13 protein-coding genes are annotated in these 16,954 nt (G+C 66.7%); 6 read left to right on the forward strand and 7 right to left on the reverse strand.

Features of this window, described 5'->3' with window-relative positions; all coding sequences use genetic code 11:
* Nucleotides 1-8 precede the first annotated feature (8 nt).
* From SR3_RS06455 to SR3_RS06475, 5 genes are all read left to right on the forward strand, one after another.
* The gene (locus SR3_RS06455) at nt 9-1,112 is read left to right on the forward strand and encodes an anhydro-N-acetylmuramic acid kinase (protein WP_068082528.1); all 1,104 of its coding nucleotides are present in this window, start codon (nt 9-11) and stop codon (nt 1,110-1,112) included.
* Between the two features lie 148 nt (nt 1,113-1,260).
* Nucleotides 1,261-4,011, forward strand: coding sequence for a TonB-dependent receptor domain-containing protein (locus SR3_RS06460; protein ID WP_068082532.1), 2,751 nt, complete (start codon nt 1,261-1,263; stop codon nt 4,009-4,011).
* A gap of 83 nt (nt 4,012-4,094) precedes the next feature.
* Complete coding sequence (locus SR3_RS06465) at nt 4,095-5,651, forward strand: sodium:solute symporter (RefSeq protein WP_068082534.1); 1,557 nt, start codon at nt 4,095-4,097, stop codon at nt 5,649-5,651.
* A gap of 7 nt (nt 5,652-5,658) precedes the next feature.
* Entirely contained in the window at nt 5,659-6,549 is an 891-nt protein-coding gene (locus tag SR3_RS06470; protein ID WP_068082537.1) for an N-acetylmuramic acid 6-phosphate etherase, read from the forward strand.
* 6 nt (nt 6,550-6,555) lie between these two features.
* Nucleotides 6,556-7,284: a GntR family transcriptional regulator gene (locus SR3_RS06475; RefSeq protein WP_068082709.1), complete on the forward strand. Its 729-nt coding sequence runs from the start codon at nt 6,556-6,558 to the stop codon at nt 7,282-7,284.
* 220 nt (nt 7,285-7,504) lie between these two features.
* Here the strand turns inward: SR3_RS06475 and mtnA are convergent, their stop codons facing one another.
* The 6 genes from mtnA to putA form a co-directional block, all read right to left on the reverse strand.
* Entirely contained in the window at nt 7,505-8,578 is a 1,074-nt protein-coding gene (gene mtnA / locus SR3_RS06480) for an S-methyl-5-thioribose-1-phosphate isomerase (protein ID WP_068082540.1), read from the reverse strand.
* Nucleotides 8,575-9,252 carry an acireductone synthase gene (mtnC, locus tag SR3_RS06485; RefSeq protein WP_068082543.1) on the reverse strand — a complete coding sequence of 226 codons (678 nt, stop codon included), beginning with the start codon at nt 9,250-9,252 and terminating at the stop codon, nt 8,575-8,577. The genes mtnA and mtnC overlap by 4 nt, the downstream gene beginning before the upstream one ends.
* Nucleotides 9,249-9,797 carry a 1,2-dihydroxy-3-keto-5-methylthiopentene dioxygenase gene (locus SR3_RS06490; RefSeq protein WP_068082546.1) on the reverse strand — a complete coding sequence of 183 codons (549 nt, stop codon included), beginning with the start codon at nt 9,795-9,797 and terminating at the stop codon, nt 9,249-9,251. Before SR3_RS06490 ends, mtnC begins: the two co-directional genes overlap by 4 nt.
* Nucleotides 9,794-10,429 (reverse strand): methylthioribulose 1-phosphate dehydratase, encoded by a 636-nt coding sequence (locus tag SR3_RS06495; RefSeq protein ID WP_068082549.1) that lies wholly within the window; start codon nt 10,427-10,429, stop codon nt 9,794-9,796. Before SR3_RS06495 ends, SR3_RS06490 begins: the two co-directional genes overlap by 4 nt.
* Nucleotides 10,430-10,524: 95 nt before the next feature.
* A complete protein-coding gene (locus SR3_RS06500; RefSeq protein ID WP_068082556.1) occupies nt 10,525-11,361 on the reverse strand; it encodes a Rossmann-like and DUF2520 domain-containing protein in 837 nt (278 codons plus the stop codon).
* A gap of 40 nt (nt 11,362-11,401) precedes the next feature.
* Nucleotides 11,402-15,010 (reverse strand): trifunctional transcriptional regulator/proline dehydrogenase/L-glutamate gamma-semialdehyde dehydrogenase, encoded by a 3,609-nt coding sequence (gene putA, locus SR3_RS06505; protein ID WP_068082559.1) that lies wholly within the window; start codon nt 15,008-15,010, stop codon nt 11,402-11,404.
* 97 nt (nt 15,011-15,107) lie between these two features.
* On the opposite strand from putA, the gene SR3_RS06510 reads away from it, so the two are divergent.
* A complete protein-coding gene (locus SR3_RS06510; protein WP_068082562.1) occupies nt 15,108-15,599 on the forward strand; it encodes an Lrp/AsnC family transcriptional regulator in 492 nt (163 codons plus the stop codon).
* Here SR3_RS06510 and SR3_RS06515 read toward each other — a convergent pair.
* A complete protein-coding gene (locus SR3_RS06515) occupies nt 15,596-16,930 on the reverse strand; it encodes a DUF5690 family protein (RefSeq protein ID WP_245653804.1) in 1,335 nt (444 codons plus the stop codon). The genes SR3_RS06510 and SR3_RS06515 overlap by 4 nt on opposite strands.
* Nucleotides 16,931-16,954 lie beyond the last annotated feature (24 nt).

Consider the following 16,954-nt stretch of genomic DNA (forward strand, 5'->3'; position numbering starts at 1 on the left):
GGTCGCCGATGCTGGTCATGGGATTTATGAGCGGAACGTCGCTGGATGGCGTCGATGTGGCGATGCTCCGCAGTGATGGCGAAGCGATCGAGGCGTTCGGCCCCGCTTTGCTGATGCCGTTCGAGGATCGGGAGCGTGCGGTGCTGGTCGGCGCCACGGAGGATGCGCTGGACTGGAATGGGTATGGCGCGCAGCCGGAGTCGTTCTCTGCGGCGGGCGCGGTGGTGGATGCCGCGCATCGGCGGGCCGGGCAGGCATTGATGGCTCAGGCGGGCGAAAAGCCTGATCTGGTGGGCTTTCATGGCCAGACTTTGCTGCATCGCCCCAAGCGCCGGCTTTCGGTGCAGATCGGTGATCCGCAGGCCTTGGCCGATGCGCTGGATGTGCCGGTTGTCGCCCAGATGCGTCAGGACGATCTGCGCGCGGGCGGCGAAGGTGCGCCCTTGGTGCCTGCCTATCATGCCGCGCTGGCAGCGCGGCTGGGGCTGGCGGCGCCGGTGGCTTTCCTCAATCTGGGCGGCGTGGCCAATCTGACCTTTCTTGGCGCGGATGGCGAACTGGTCGCTTTCGACACGGGCCCGGCCAATGGTCTGATCGATCTGGTGGTGCAGCAACGCGGCGCCGGGCGTTACGATGATGGCGGGCGTCTGGCCTCGGCGGGGCAGGTGGACCAGCGCATTCTGGCCGATCTGCTGGCGCATGACTATTTCCGGGGGCAGGGCGCCAAGTCGCTCGACCGCTATGATTTTCCGCTGGATTGGGCGTGGGACTACAGGCTGGAAGATGCCGTGGCGACGCTGACCGCTTTCACCGCCGAATCGGTGGCTCTGGCGGCGCGCAGCCTGCCGCAAAAGCCCCGGGTATGGGTGATCTGCGGCGGCGGTTGCCATAATCCGGTGCTGATGCAGGCGCTGCGAGACCGTCTTGGCGATTGCCGCAGCGCCGATGCCGTGGGCCTGCGCAGCGATTTCGTGGAGGCCGAGGCGATGGGCTTTCTCGCGGCGCGCAGCCTGCGCGGTCTGCCTTTGACCTTTCCCGGCACCACCGGGGTTGCCGCACCGCTGACGGGTGGCTGCTTGTGGCGCCCGGCCACGCAGGCTGTGGTGGTCTAGGTCTTACGCTACCAGTCGAATACCGATTGTTTGCATTTTTTCGTGAATTTTTCTATCAGATGAGCGTTCAGACCGTTTTTCGCACCTTTCGATCAAACGAAGGGGCGGCGGCGGCCTGAACCAGGGAAGAAAACAGAGGGCTGGAATTATGGCTACATTGGATCGTCGTGCCATCGCCATGGGGGCTTTGGTTGTCGCGCTGGCGCAGGGGGCTTCGCTGGCCCAGGCGCAGGATGCGCCTGCCAACAATGCGCAGGATGCCGCGGCTGCAGCACCCGCGCCGCAGAATGAAATCGTCGTGACGGGCACGCGCATTGCCGTGCCGGGGCTCACCGCCAGCAGCCCGATCTCCTCCACCAATCAGGAGGCGATCAAGCTGCAGTCGGCGATGACCATCGAGGACTTCTCGACCAAGCTGCCTCAGCTTTCGGGCGGTGTCCGCCAGGGTTCGCAGGGCAGTGACGCGTTCGGCGCCAATGTGCTGGAACTGCGCAACTTCGGCCAGAGCCGCACGCTGGTGCTGATCGACGGCACGCGCGCCGCGCCTTTCGGCTTCCGCAATTCGGTCGACGCCAATGCGCTGCCCGCCTCGCTCATCAAGCGCGTCGATGTGCTGACGGGCGGCGCGGCGGCGGTCTATGGCGCCGATGCCGTGGCCGGTGTGGTCAATTTCATCCTGAACGATGACTTCAAAGGCATTCAGGCCAGCACCACCGGTCGCCTTGCCACGCGCGGCGGCGGGGCCAATTATGGCGGCTCGCTGACCTGGGGCAGCAAGCTGGGCGATCGCGGCCATCTGGTGATCGCCGTCGATTACACCCAGCGCGACGGCGTGCGTGCTGGTCAGCGCGACTGGGCCAACACGCCAGGCCAGACCATTCCCAGCGTGGGCGGCGTCTTCACCGATGTGGCGAGCGGGCGCAAGTTCGGCTTCACCGATGCCGGGGCTTTCACCACCAATCCCTCGGCCACCTCGAACATTTCCGGTTCCTATCCGCTGACCTCGCCGCTCAAGCGCATCAATGCCGCCGCTTTGTTCAAGTATGAGATCACGCCGCAGGTCGAATTCTATGGCCGCGCCATGTTCACCCATATGCGCAGCCAGGAAACCGGCACGCCGGGCGCCGCGCCCGCCTCGGTCAGCCAGACGGTGGGGATCAGCGCCAGCAATCCCTTCCTCACCGATGCCATCCGCAACCAGCTGACCTTCGTGAACGGCGTGGCGCAGGTCAATGTTTCGCGCTCGCTGGCCGAGCTGGGGCTGATCAACTACGATACCGAGCGCAACACGCTGCAGGTGCAGGGCGGCTTCCGGGGCCCGCTGACGCCGCATATCAAGTGGAACGTCTACGCGCAGTATGGCCGCTCCAGCGAGAACACCGAGATCACCGGCGACGGTCTGGTCACCAACGCCAGCGGCGCGAACAATTTCGCCTCCATCGTGAACACGGTCAACATTTTCGGGCCGAACTCCTCGGGTCTGGCCAGCGCTTTGGGCAGCTCGATCAACGGCTTCCGCCGCACGCGCGACCAGTTCGTCACGGCGGGCACGATCAGCGGTTCGCTGGCCGATGTCTTCTCGCTGCCCGCTGGCCCGATCGGCTTCGCGGTGGGCGTGGAATACCGCCGTGAGACCGCCACCATCGGTCAGGATGCGCCGCTGCTCAGCGGCAACACCTATCGCGAGGGCGTGCAGGCCGCCTACAATGGCGAGTTCGACGTGAAGGAACTCTATGGCGAGGTGCTGATCCCGCTGATCCATGACACGCCCTTTATCCGCAAGCTGGATGTGGGCGGCGCCTATCGCTATTCCTCCTACAACCTGTTTGGCAATCACGGCACCTGGAAGGCCGAAGCCAACTGGCAGGTGGACCGCAATCTGCGTTTCCGTGGCACCTATCAGAGCGTGCTGCGCACCCCGAACTTCGGCGAGTTTGCCGCGGGCATGTCCTCGCTGCCCTTCAGCAGCCTGGTCACCGTGGCACGCCTGACCCCGCGTTACGGCGGCGATCCCTGCGTGCTGGGCACCGGCAATGCCGCGCAATGCGCCCGCTTCGGCGCGCCGGCAGTGGGTTCGACCAACAGCTTCTCGCCCACCTATCTGACGGGCAATTACTATTACGGCGGCAACCCCGCGCTCAAACCCGAAACCGGCTACACCAAGACGCTGGGCGCGGTGCTGACGCCCACCTTCATCCCCGGGCTGAACGTCTCGGTCGACTGGTACAATCTCGATCTGCGCGGCGCGGTGGGCGTGATCCAGCCCATCGCGGCGATCACCAGCTGCTATGTCACCAACCCCAGCGCCAGCAATCCGCTCTGCGGGCTGGTGACGCGTAATGCCGATGGCTCCTTCAAGGATGCCTTTGTGAACAACCAGAATCTGGGCCGCCTGCTGCAGCGCGGTCTGGACATCGCCGCCAGCTACACCGCGCGGCCCCAGTGGCTGCCCGGCAAGGGCATGCGCTTCAGCTATCAGGGCAACATCGTCACCTCCTATCTGATCCAGGCCAATTCGACCGTGGCGGCGGTGCAGTGCAAGGGCACCTTCGGCGCCACCTGCTCGAGCGACGGCACGACTCTGGTGCAGCCCGCCTATCGCCACACGGCGGGCATGGGCTGGCTGTTCGACAAGGGCGTGGTGCAGTTCGACTGGAACCGGATTGGCAAGGTGCGGTCCAGCACGGTGGGTTCGACCGAGACCATCGCCGCTCAGGACACCTTCGATCTTTCGGCCAGCTACAAGTTCACCGATGTGGTGACGATGAGCGCGGGTCTTTACAACATCTTCGACAAGGCCCCGCCCTTCGTTTCGACCGGCGGCGTGTTCAACACCTTCCCCGATACCTATGACATCATGGGCCGCACCGTGGGCATCTCGCTGACGGCGCGGATCTAAACCGCGACCCTGCCTGCCGCCCCCGACCGGTTCGGGGGCGGCCTTTCCCCATCGATGGCCTTTCCCATCGCGGAGACTTCTTCATGACGCTGCCCTTTTCCATGGCAGACTGGCTGGTGATCGGCCTCTATATCCTGCTGCTGGTGGGCGGGGGCTGGATCTTCACCCCGCGCAGCACCGGTTCGGCGCGCGACTATTTCCTCGCCGGGGGCAGCGTGCCATCCTGGCTGGCGGCGGTCTCGGTGCTGTCGGCCACGCAATCGGCGGCGACCTTTCTGGGCGGGCCGGATTACGGCTATCACGGCGATCTCACCTATCTGAGCGGCAACATCGGCGGTCTGCTGGGCGCGATCTTCGTGGCCCATGTGATGATCCCGCGCTTCTACCGCATCAAGGCGACCACCGCCTATGAGCTGCTGACCCTGCGCTTCAGCGAAAAGGCCACGCGCTGGGCGGGCGGCATGTTCCTGATCGGGCGGGTGTTCGCGGGGGGCGCGCGCGTCTATCTGGCGGCCATTGCGCTGGCCATGGTTATGACGGGCAGCGTGGGCGCTCAGGGCATCATGATCGCTGCGGCTTTGCTGGTGGTGGCCAGCGTGCTGTTCACCTTTGTCGGCGGCCTCAAATCCGTGCTGTGGAACGATTTGATCCAGTTCTGCGTCTATCTCGGCTCGGCCATCGCGGTGCTAGTGTTCCTGCGTTACGCGATCCCGGCGACCAACAGCCAGATCATCGAGGGGCTGATGCACACGCCAGAGGGCGTCAACAAGCTGCGGCTGTTCGATCTGTCGCTTTCGCCCTCGCATCCCTTTTCCATGCCCGCCGTGGTGCTGGGCATGACCCTGCTCTACATCGCCAATGCCGGGATGGATCAGGACACCACGCAGCGCCTGCTCTCCTGCGCCGACGCCAAGACCAGCGCGCGCGGGCTTTATATGTCGGTGCTGGGCACGGTGCCGGTGGTGGGGCTGTTCATCGTGATCGGCCTGCTGCTCTATGTGTTTTACGACCGGCCCGATCTGATGGGCGGCGCCACCGCTCTGGCGGGCAACCGTTTCGGCGGCGAGAAGATCAGCATCTTCATGCATTACATCCTCACCCAGCTTCCGGGCGGCCTGCGCGGTCTGGTGACGGTGGGCATCTGCGCGGCGGCGGTGGCCACGACCAATTCGGCGCTGAATGCCATGTCCTCGGTGCTGGTGCAGGATTTCTATCGCCCATGGCGCGAAAAGCGCGGCGCAGCGGAAGAACACCACTATGTGCAGGCCGGGCGCGCGGGCATGGGCGTGATCGGCGTGGCGATGTTCCTGATGGCGGTCGTCTCCTTCTATTGGCAGCGCTACACCCAGATGGGCCTGCTGGAGTTCGCGCTGCAGGTGATGGTCTTCACTTATGCCGGGTTGCTGGGCGTCTATTTCACGGCGCTCTTCACCCGGCGCGGCTCGACGGGATCGGTGATTGCGGCGCTGCTGGGCGGCTTTGTCACGGTTCTGTTGCTTCAGCCCTCTATCGCCCGCGCTCTTGGCCTTCCCGAGGCGCTGAGCAGCCTGTCCTTCCCCTTCCAGCTGTGCATCGGCACAGTGATCGCTTTCCTGATCTGCATCCTTCCCGCCGGAGCGCGCGCTCCGGCCGAACAGTGAGCTTGTGATGAACACCGAAACGCTCGATCCCCGCTACCGCGACCTCGATCTCTGGCCCACCCAGCTGGCGGTCGAGGCGATGCTGGAAGGCCAGATGGCCGCCATCGCCGCGCTGCAATCGCAGACCGCCGCCATCGCCGCCGCCGCCGAACAGGCCGCGCAGCGCCTTGGCGATGACGGACGGCTGGTCTTCGTGGGCGCGGGCACCTCTGGCCGCCTCGCCGTGCAGGATGGCACCGAGCTTTACCCCACCTTCGGCTGGGGGATGGAGCGCATGGTCTTCCTGATGGCAGGCGGCTCCGATGCGCTCACCGAAGCCAGGGAAGGGGCCGAGGATGATGCCGATGCCGCCCGCGCGGAAGTCACCGCCGCCAACATCGGCCCGCGCGATGTGGTGATCGGCGTGGCCGCCAGCGGCCGCACGCCCTACACGGTGGCCGCCATCGATCAGGCGCGTGACGCCGGGGCGCTGACCATCGGCATCGCCAACAACGCCGGCTCCGCGCTGCTGACCCATGCCGAGCATGCCATTCTGGCCGTGACCGGCAGCGAGATCGTGGCGGGCTCCACCCGCATGAAGGCGGGCACGGCGCAGAAGGCGGCGCTCAACCTGCTCTCCACCGCGATCATGCTGCGGCGCGGGCTGGTCTATGAAGGCCGGATGGTCGCCATGCGCATTTCCAACGCGAAGCTCTTGCAACGCGGGCAGCGGATGGTTCAGGATATCGCCGGGGTCGATGCCGCCATCGCGGCGCAGGCGCTGGCCGATGCAGGCAATGAGATCCGGCTGGCGGTGCTGGTCGCCTCGGGCCAGTCGGTCAGCGAGGGTCAAGCCTTGCTGGCGCAGCATGGCGGCGATCTGCGCAAGGTGTTGCAGCAGCTGGAACAGCAGGGTTAAGCCATGATGCGTGATATGGTCTGGACGCGCGAAGACGAGGGAACGCCGCTCTATCTCCAGCTGGCGCGGAGTTTGCGCGATCATATCAACAGCGGCGGGATCGGCCCGGGCAGCGCGCTGCCCTCGGAACGTGACCTGAGCGAAATGGCGGGCCTCTCACGCGTCACCATCCGCAAGGGGATCGAGCAGCTGATCGAGGAAGGCGTGCTGGTGCGCAAGCAGGGCTCCGGCACCTTCGTGGCGCGGCGGATCGAGACCTCGGGCGGCAAGCTGAGCAGCTTCAGCGATGAAGCCCGCCAGCGCGGGGAAGACCCCGGCGTCATCTGGATCAACAAATCATACGCCCAGCCCACCGAGGAAGAGGCCACCGCGCTGCAGATCGGCAACACCGCGCGCGTGGCAAGGCTGGGCCGCGTGCGTCTGGCGGGCGGCGAGCCGCTGGCCATCGAGCATGCGGTGGTGCCGGCGGAGTTCCTGCCCGAACTCGATGGTTTGGGGGATTCGCTGTACCATGCTCTGGATGCGCATGGCTTTCGCCCGGTTTCGGGCACGCAGCGGGTGCGGGCCTCTCTGGCGACGCCGACCGAGGCGGGGATCCTGTGCGTGAAGCAGAACTCCGAAGTGCTGCGGATCGAGCGCATGACCCGGATCGCCAGCGGGCGCATCGTGGAGTTCACCCGCTCGGTCTATCGCGGGGATCGGTATGAGTTTGTCAGCGATTTGAAGGATATTTGAAGGGGCCTCCGGCGGGCAAAGGGCCATCGCCCTTTGCAATCCCATAACGTCTTCCGACGAACCGGGGCGTTACCTCGCAGTCTTGCGCTCCGGGTTCACCGCCGGAGGCTTTCATGCCGCTGCGCGGCGGGGCGTTTCCACGCAAGGGTTGGTCTGAAGCTGCCGCTTCGTCGGGAGACGTAACGGGGGTGCAGGGGGCGATGGCCCCCTGCTTGTTCTCTTATTCCCCCTTGATAAGCGAAGCTAACTCTTCCGCCCCAAGCAAAACCCCGCGCGGCGTGACATAGCCCGTCACCAAAGCCGCCGGTGTGATATCGAACGCCGGATTGCGCACCGGAGAGCGGGTGACGGTAATCTGGCGCATCACGCCTTCCGCATCGGGCCCGGTCACAGTGCTGACTTCCGCGCCACCCCGTTCCTCGATGGGCACGCTGGCGCCATCCGGCGTGGCAGGGTCATAGGTGCTGTCGGGCAGGGCGACGTAGAAGGGCACGTTATGCGCGTGGGCCGCCAGCGCCTTCAGATAGGTGCCGATCTTGTTGCAAACGTCGCCATTGGCCGTCACGCGGTCGGTGCCCAGGATCACCATGTCGACAAGGCCCTGCTGCATCAGCAGCCCGCCCGCATTGTCGGTGACGTAGCTGTGGGGGACTCCATGCTCGGCCAGTTCGAAGGCGGTGAGAGCGCCCTGATTGCGCGGGCGGGTTTCATCGACCCAGACGTGGACGGGCAGCCCCTCGTCATGGGCGAGGTAGATCGGCGCGGTGGCGGTGCCCCAGTCGACGGTGGCCAGCCAGCCGGGGTTGCAGTGCATCAGGATGTTGACCGGCTGCCCCGGCTTGCGCGCGGCGATCTCGCGGATCAGCGGCAGGCCGGCGGTGCCGATGGCGCGGTTCATGGCCTCGTCCTCGTCGCAGATGCGCGCAGCTTCGGCATAGGCGGCGGCGGGGCGGCGGTGCTGGGGCAGGGGGCGGACATGAGCCGTCACCCGGTCCAGCGCCCAGCGCAGGTTGACGGCGGTGGGGCGCGTGGCGGCCAGATGCTGGTGGGCGGCGTCGAGCGCCTCATCGCTGCTGTCGCGGCGCAGGGCCATGGCCAGGCCATAGGCGGCCACGGCGCCGATCAGCGGCGCGCCGCGCGTGGCCATGGTGGCGATGGCATCGGCGGCCTGCTCCATCTCGCTGAGGATCAGGCGCTCGATCGACCATGGGAGGGCGCGCTGGTCGAAGATGCCGATGCTGTGGCCATCGGGCTCCAGCCAGATCGAGCGGGTGGTGACGCCATCGATGTTCATGAGCGGCTTTCCGGCAGGATGGTGTCGAAGCTGGTGGCGAGGGGGTAGGGGCAGGTTTCGGGCGCGCCATCACGGGCGAGAAGGGTGACGGCCAGGCCTGCCTCCCGCGCCGCATCGAGTTCGGCGGGAACGTCGGAGAGGAAAAGGATGTCGGCGGGGGGCAGGGCCAGCTTTTCAGCGATGGCGCGGTAGGAGGGCGCGTCCTTCTTGCCGCCCACGCCGGTGTCGAACCAGCCGGAGAACAGGGGGGTGAGGTCGCCCGCCTCGCTATGGCCGAACAGCAGCTTTTGCGCCGGAACCGAGCCGGAGGAATAGACCGCCAGCGTGATGCCCTGTGCGTGCCAGCGTTTCAGCCCGGCCACGGCATCGGGATAGATATGGCCCTTGAGGGTTCCTTCGCCGTAGCCATGCGCCCAGATCATGCCTTGCAGGGCTTTCAAGGGGCCGATCTTGGCGTCGGCATCCTGCCATGCGAGCAGTTGCGCGATGCAGTCGGCTTCGGAAAGATCGCCTTCAAGCGCGCGTATGTTGGCCAGCACCGGTGCGACCTGATCGGCATGCTGCGCAACATACTCCGCGATCCGCGCGCGGGCGTAGGGGAACAGCACCTTATGCACGAAGGCGATGCTGGAGGTGGTGCCCTCGATATCGGTGAGGATGGCGCGCGGGGTCACAGGCTTCCCGCCGCCATCATCTCTTCGGCGATGGTTTCGCCGGTGTAGCGCGCGACCCAGCCTTCGTGGCTGATGAACAGGCGGATGGCGGTGAAGAGCGGCTGCTCGCCCGTATCGAACCAGTGGCGCGTTCCGGCGGGCAGCACGATCAGATCGCCCGCCGTGCAGGTCAGCGCATAGACCGCGCCCTTGTGATGGATGCAGAACAGGCCCGATCCCTCGACGAAGAAGCGCACCTCATCGTCATCATGCACATGTTCGCTCAGGAACTTCTGGCGCAATGCCACGCGCATCGGATGGTCGGGCGTCATGCGGACGACATCTTCGCTGCGGTATCCGGCGCGGGCCTTCAGCGTTTCGACCTGCGAGGCATAGGCGGCCAGGATGGCGGCATCATCCGCGTCTGCCAGAAGCGCTGCATCGGCCTCCCAACGCTCCAGCGTGATGTTCGCGCGGGCCATGGCGGCGGCGATCCGCGGGAAATCGGTGATCGCGCCTTCATGGGCGTAGGGCGCGGCGGCGTTGTGGATGGTCAGGCTGGTCATGAGCGCGCTCCGTGGATGGCTGGGGGGCGGGTTCCGGCTTTCCATTCCTCCCAGGCGCAGGCCAACAGGAACTCGCAGGCCTCGGCCACCACTTCGGCCTGCTCCATGGTCGGGCCCCAGGCGTAGAGGCCATGGCCGCGAATGTAGAAGGCAGGCATCGCGCCCAGCAGCGGTTTAAGCTGCTCGGCCAGAGCGGGCATGTCCTGCGTATTGTCCACGAGCGGCATGGCCACCGCGCAGTCATGGGTGGTGACGCCCGGGAACGCCTTTTGCACCTCATAGCCTTCCAGCACGATGGCGTCGCGCCCGGCCAGAGCGCGGCTCAGCACGGTTCCGGCGATGGAATGGGTGTGAAGCACCGCTCCCGCCCCGGCGTCCTGCGCATAGATCAGGGCGTGCAGCAGCGTTTCCGCCGAGGGCTTGCGATGATCGAGCGCCACGCCCCGCGCATCGACGCGCATCACCTGATCCTGAGTCAGCTTGCCTTTATGCGCGCCCGAAACCGTGATGGCGATGCTGCCATCATCGAGACGCAGCGAATAATTGCCCGCGCCGGCAGGCGCGAGGCCGCGTGCATCGAGGCGCTTGCCTACCTGCAGAATGGTGGCGGCGGCGGAGGTGAAATCAGTCATTCTGAAGCCCTAGCGCGGCTCCGTGATGACTTGGTGACAGTCAGGAGAAGCTTGTGACGGTCCGGTGACCCGGCGCAAGAACGCCTGCCCGCCCGTTAGCCAGCCGCGTCCAGTTCCCGCCTGATGCGCTCCGCCGCCGGGCGGCCCGAGCGCTCCAACGCATCCAGCGTGGCCAGCGCCATGGCGCGGTAGGCCGGGGACAGATCCGGGGCATCCTTGTCCATCGCCGCGAGGTGATGGTGGATGGTCTCTCCATCGCCGCGCATCAGAGGGCCGGACAGAGCCGCAAACCCTTTCGCCAGAGCATTCTCAAGCGCCGCGCGGACCAGCGGGGCGAGCAGGGCTTCGGGTTCCGCCACCCCCGCCGCGCGCAGGGCCTGCGCTGATCCGGCCAGCAGCGTGACGAGATGATTGGCCCCATGGCACAGGGCTGCATGGTAAAGCGCGCGGTGCTCCTCGGCCACTGTCACGGGCAAGCCGCCCAGCAGCTGGACGATATGCCGGGCGCGCGCGCTGGCGTTCTCGCTCGATCCGGTGACGGCGAAGCGCGCGCCGATCATGCGCCGCACCTCTCCGGCAGGGTCGCCGGTGAAGGTCATGGCCGGGTGGATGGCGGCGGTCAGAGCGCCTTTTTCCGCCAGCGCCGCCAGAGTGCCCACCCCATGGCTGCCGCTGACATGGAACACCAGCGGGGCGTGGCCGAAAGCACCCTTGCTCGCCAGATCGGCCACCACGCCGGCCAGCGCATCATCGGCCACGGCGATGGCGATGATGTCGCTGGCCTGCACCAGCGCGTCAAGGCTGGGCGCGGCGGTGGAGCGGCCCCACATCAGGGGCTCGCCTTCCGCGTAAGGGGCCAGCCCCAGGGCCAGCGCCCGGGCGACCCGGCCCGTTCCGATGATGCCGATGCGGGGAAGTGTCTGATCCGTCATGGCTGCATCCCTATCGCCTGCAGGGGCGGCTGAACAGGGATCAGGCAATCGCCATCAGGCTGGCGTTGCCGCCCGCCGCGGTGGTGTTGGTGGAGATCACCACCTCATCGACAAGGAAGTCCAGCGGATAGGCGCCCTGCGTGCCGGTCTCCACCGCATGCACCGAGACGATCGGACCGGGGCGGGCCGCCAGCCTTGCGGTCAGCGAGAGGACAGCCGCCTGATCCCCCTCCACCAGCGCGGCGGAGAGATCGGGGGCGGTGTCGCCGGAGAGACGGGCCTTCACGCTGGCAGGCAGATCGGCGGGCAGGGGCATCACCTCCACCACGCCATGGTTGCCGGTGGCCAGCACGGCGGCGATCTGGTCGTAGAGCCCGGCGGGCGTGGCGGGAGCCATCAGCACGCGGCCACGCGGATGCAGCGCATAGACATTGCTTTCGCCCACCGGGCCGGTGAGGTCATGGCTCTGGCCCAGACGACTGCGGGCGCCATAGCCGCGCGCGGTGGCGGCGGCGGCCTTTTCGCCCCTGGTTTCCAGCCAATGGATGAAATCCGCCAGCGGCTTGGGCAGGGCGGTGTCGCGCGCTTCCGCCGGCGCAGGCGTGCTCACCAGCCGGCCCAGATAGAGCGGGCCGCCCGCCTTGGGGCCGGTGCCCGACAGGCCGCGTCCGCCAAAGGGCTGCACGCCCACCGTCGCGCCGATCACATTGCGGTTCACATAGAGATTGCCCGCCGCGATCCGCCCCGTCACCTGCGCCATCACATGGTCGAGCCGCGTGTGCAGCCCGAAGGTCAGGCCGTAGCCGGTGGCGTTGATGGCATCGATCAGCGCGTCGAGATCCTCGCGGGCATAGCGGATCACATGGAGGACGGGGCCGAAAACCTCGCGCTCCAGATCGGCGATGCTGGCGATCTCGATGATGGTGGGGGCCACGAAGGTGCCATGGGCGGCGTCCTCGGGCAGGGTCTGGAGGGTGATGGCGCAGCCCTTGGCCTGCATCTTGGCGATATGCGCTTCGATGCTGTCGCGCGCTTCGGCGGAAATGATCGGGCCGATGTCCACCGCCAGCTTGTCCGTGCGACCGATGCGCAGTTCCTGCAAGGCGCCACGCAGCATGGTGAGGGTGCGGTCTGCCACGTCTTCCTGCAGGCACAGGATGCGCAGCGCCGAGCAGCGCTGCCCCGCACTGTCGAAGGCCGAGGCGATGACATCGGCCACCACCTGCTCGGCCAGCGCCGAGGAATCGACGATCATCGCGTTCTGCCCACCGGTCTCGGCGATCAGGGGAATGGGGCGACCCGAGGGCAGCAGGCGTGTGGAGAGCTGGCGCTGGATCAGCCGCGCCACCTCGGTGGAGCCGGTGAAGACCACGCCGCAAGTCTGCGCAGAGGCCACCAGCGCCGCGCCGATGGCGCCATCGCCGGGGAGGAGCTGCAGGGCATCGGCGGGAACGCCCGCCTCATGCAGCAGGCGCACCGCCTCCGCCGCGATCAGCGGGGTTTCCTCGGCGGGCTTGGCCAGCACTGGATTGCCCGCGACCAGCGCGGCGGCAACCTGCCCGGTGAAGATCGCCAGCGGGAAGTTCCACGGGCTGATGCAGACCACCGGGCCCAGCGCCTGCTGCCCGCTGCCCAGCGTCTCGCGGGCCTGATGGGCGTAATAGCGCAGGAAATCCACGGCCTCGCGCACTTCGGCGATGGCGTTGGGCAGGGATTTGCCTGCCTCGCGCGCGATCAGGCCCAGCAGCACCGGCATGCGCTCTTGCATGGCATCGGCGGCGCTTTCCAGCATGGCGGCGCGCTGGTGGACGGGCGTGTGCCGCCAGTCGCTGGCGGCGGCGCGGGCCATGGCGCGCTCGACCTGCGCGGGATCGGCATGCAGCGCAGTGCCGACGATATCGCGCAGATCGCCCGGGTTGCGGATGGTGACGGGCGTGCCGGCGCCCTCGGCGGAGGCGGCCTGCCATGCTTGGGTTTCGGGCAGGGTTGCGTTGAGTGTGGCCAGCACGGTTTCATCGCTCAGATCGAGGCCTGCGGAGTTGCTGCGATCAGGATAGAGCGCGAGGGGCAGGGCGATCAGAGGGTGCGCCGCGCCTGCGGGGTTCTCGCGCAGGGTGGTCTCCACGGGGTCGATCACCAGTTCCTCCACGGCAATCGCCTCATCGCCGATGCGGTTGACGAAGGAGGAGTTGGCGCCATTCTCCAGCAGGCGGCGCACCAGATAGGCCAGCAGCGTCTCATGCGTGCCCACCGGCGCATAGATGCGGCAGGGGCGTGACAGGCCTTCGGGGGCGACGACATGGCTGTAAAGCGCCTCGCCCATGCCGTGCAGGCACTGGAATTCGTAGCGGGTGCTGGTGAAATCGTCGCCCGCCAGATGGTGGATCGTCGCCACCGTCTGGGCGTTATGCGTGGCGAATTGCGGGAAGATCGCGTCCGGCGCGGCCAGCAGGCGGCGGGCGCAGGCGATATAGGCGACATCCGTGTGGTTCTTGCGGGTGTAGACGGGGAAATCGGGCAGGCCGTCGAGCTGGGCGCGCTTGATCTCGGCGTCCCAATAGGCGCCCTTGACCAGACGCACCATAAAGCGGTGCCCGCTGCGCCGCGCCAGATCGATCATCCAGTCCAGCACGAAGGGGCAGCGCCTGCCATAGGCCTGCACCACGAAACCGAGGCCATCCCACCCGGCCAGATCCTGATCGAAGGCCAGACTTTCCAGCAGATCCAGCGAGAGTTCCAGCCGGTCCTGCTCCTCGGCATCGATGTTGAAGCCGATGTTGTAGCTTTGGGCCAGCAGGGCGAGCTGCTTCACGCGGGGCAGCAGCTCGTCCATCACGCGCCGCGCCTGCGAGCGGCTGTAGCGCGGATGCAGCGCCGAGAGCTTGATCGAAATCCCCGCGCGTTCGTAGACGCTGGCGCCGCTGGTCTGCTTGCCGATGGCGTGGATCGCCTGCTCGTAATCCTTGTGGAAGCGGTCTGCATCGGCGGCGGTGGTGGCCGCTTCGCCCAGCATGTCGTAGCTGTAGCGGAAGCCTTTGGCCTCCATGCGTTTGCCGTGGCGCAGGGCTTCCTCGATGGTTTCGCCCGCCACGAACTGCTCGCCCATCAGGCGCATCGCCATATCGACGCCGCGGCGGATCACGGGTTCGCCCGCGCGGGCCACCAGCCGGGTGAGGGCGCCGGAAAGCCCGGTTTCATCCACGCTGCCCACCAGCTTGCCGGTGACGACCAGACCCCAGGTGGCGGCGTTGACGAAGATCGACTTGCCGCCGCCCAGATGCGCGCGCCAGTCGCCCATCGAGACCTTGTCGCGGATCAGCGCGTCGCGGGTGGCGGCGTCGGGGATGCGCAGCAGGGCCTCGGCCAGGCACATCAGCGCCACGCCCTCCTGGCTGGAGAGCGCATATTCCTGCACCAGACCTTCCACGCCGCCGCGCTTGGGCTGGCTGCGCAGGGCCTTGACCAGTGCGGTGGCGGTGCGGGCGACCTGCGCCTTCATGGCCGGGGCCAGCGTCGCCTGAGCGATCAGCGGGGTGAGGCAGAGCACCTCATCGCGCCGATAGGCCGCCGTGATCGCCGCGCGCAAGGGCGTGGCCGGGCGGATGGGGGGAGCGAAATGGGCGAAGGGGCGCGGCGCGGTCTGGGTCATCGCGGCACTCTAATGGATTTGCATTTGGCGATCCGGCCAATTATCGCGTTGTGCTAGGCGAATTCACCAAATTTTGGCTTGCGAGAGGGCGGATTGCATGGATGGGGATCGGATCGTGGTCGATATGGACGATTTCGACCGCAAGATCATTGCCGCTTTGACCAGAGACGGGCGGATGACCATCACCGATCTGGCCGAGGTGGTGGGACTTTCCAAAACGCCCTGTCAGGTGCGGCTGAAGCGGCTGATGGAGGCCGGGGTGATCAAGGGCTTTCGTGCCATCGTCGATCCCACCAGGCTGGGTTTCGATCATGTCGCCTTCGCCGAGGTCAAGCTGGCCGACACGCGTGAGGCGGCGCTGCTGGCCTTCAACCGCGCGGTCCGGCTGATCCCCGAGGTGGAGGAGTGCCATATGATCGCCAGCAGCTTCGATTATCTGCTGAAGGTGCGCACCAGCGACATCTGGCGCTATCGCATCGTGCTGGGCGAGAAGATTTCCGCCCTGCCGCATGTGGCCAGCACATCGACCTATGTGGCGATGGAAACGGTGCTGGATGCCAGCGCGATGCGGGGCGATCCCATAACCTAAAGCGCCGGAACTGGCTGATCGGCCTGGCTCAAACGCCTGTCAAACCAGCTCCATGCGAAGATCAGCAGGGCAAGGCCCAGCCCGCTGGTGGCCAGGCTGATCTCGATCAGGAAATGCGTCCAGCTCAGATGGAATTCGGGCAGGTTACGCACCAGCAGCAGCAGGATCGTGCCGCCATAGCCGAAAGCGTCGGCCAGATAGATCATGAAACCGGCATTGCCCGGCGTGCCGCCGCTGGCCACCAGCCGGTCGAACAGGATGCCGTTGAAGGGCGTGTAAGCCAGATACAGCCCCGCGCCCAGCAGGATCATCCACGAGACCGAACCGACCCTATGCGCCGCAAACCCCAGCGAAGCGCCCCCCGCCATCACCAGCCCCAGCCCGACCAGCACCATATTGGCCGCCACCGCCTTGCGGTTGTCACGAAACACCATCGTGCAGCCCAGCGCGGCCAGCACCACCATGCTGACAGGGATTTCGCTCCATGCGAAGATCTCGGCCTGACCGCCATGGCCGACCTCGCGCCAGATCTCGGCGGAGAAGTTATCGCGGAAATCGCGCAGCGCCGTCAGCATCACATAGAGCAGGATCAGGCCGGTGAGGCCCACCGCATAGCGGCTCCACAACCGGGCGCGGGCGGCGGCGTCCATCGGTTTGCGCTCGATGCGTTCGGCGATGTCGCGTGCGTCGGGTTCGGGCAGGATCGAGAGGCCGTAAAGGCAGGCCAGCAGCAGCGGGGTGAAGAGCGCGCCGCTGGCCGCGGGCATCCAGAAGGGGTTGAGCCCCTGCAACAGCACCCACTCGCCCACCGCCTTCACCGTGCCGGAGGAGAGGATGAAGCTGGCGCACAGGATCGCCGCGATCAGTTCGGACTGGCGCCGCCCCTCGACAAAGGCGAAGACCATGCCCCAGATCATCCCCAGCGCGAGGCCGTCGAGGAACAGGCAGGCCACATTCCATGGCGCGGGGATCAGGGCGAAGAGCACCAGCGCCGCCTCGGCCAGCGCGATCTGCGCCAGAATGCCTGCCACGCGGCGGTGGGCGGGCAGTTCGGAGATGACCTTCACCCCCACCATCTTGGCCAGCGCGTAACCCACCACCTGAGCGATCACCAGCGCGATCTTGTAATCCATGCCGAAGGCGGTCAGCCCGGTGAAATCGGCCACGGCAAAGGGTTTGCGAAAGGCATACATCGCAAAATAGACGCCAAACGCCATCAAGCCGGCATAGACGCCAAAGGCGATGGGCGAGAGGCGCGAGAGCCACTGCGTCGGCTTGGAAGGGGCGGCGTGAGGCATAAGACTTTCGCGGCGCGGTTCAGGGATGCCCATGATTATGGATGCTTTCTATGACCG

Source organism: Novosphingobium rosa NBRC 15208 (assembly GCF_001598555.1).
GTDB classification, from domain to species: domain Bacteria; phylum Pseudomonadota; class Alphaproteobacteria; order Sphingomonadales; family Sphingomonadaceae; genus Novosphingobium; species Novosphingobium rosa.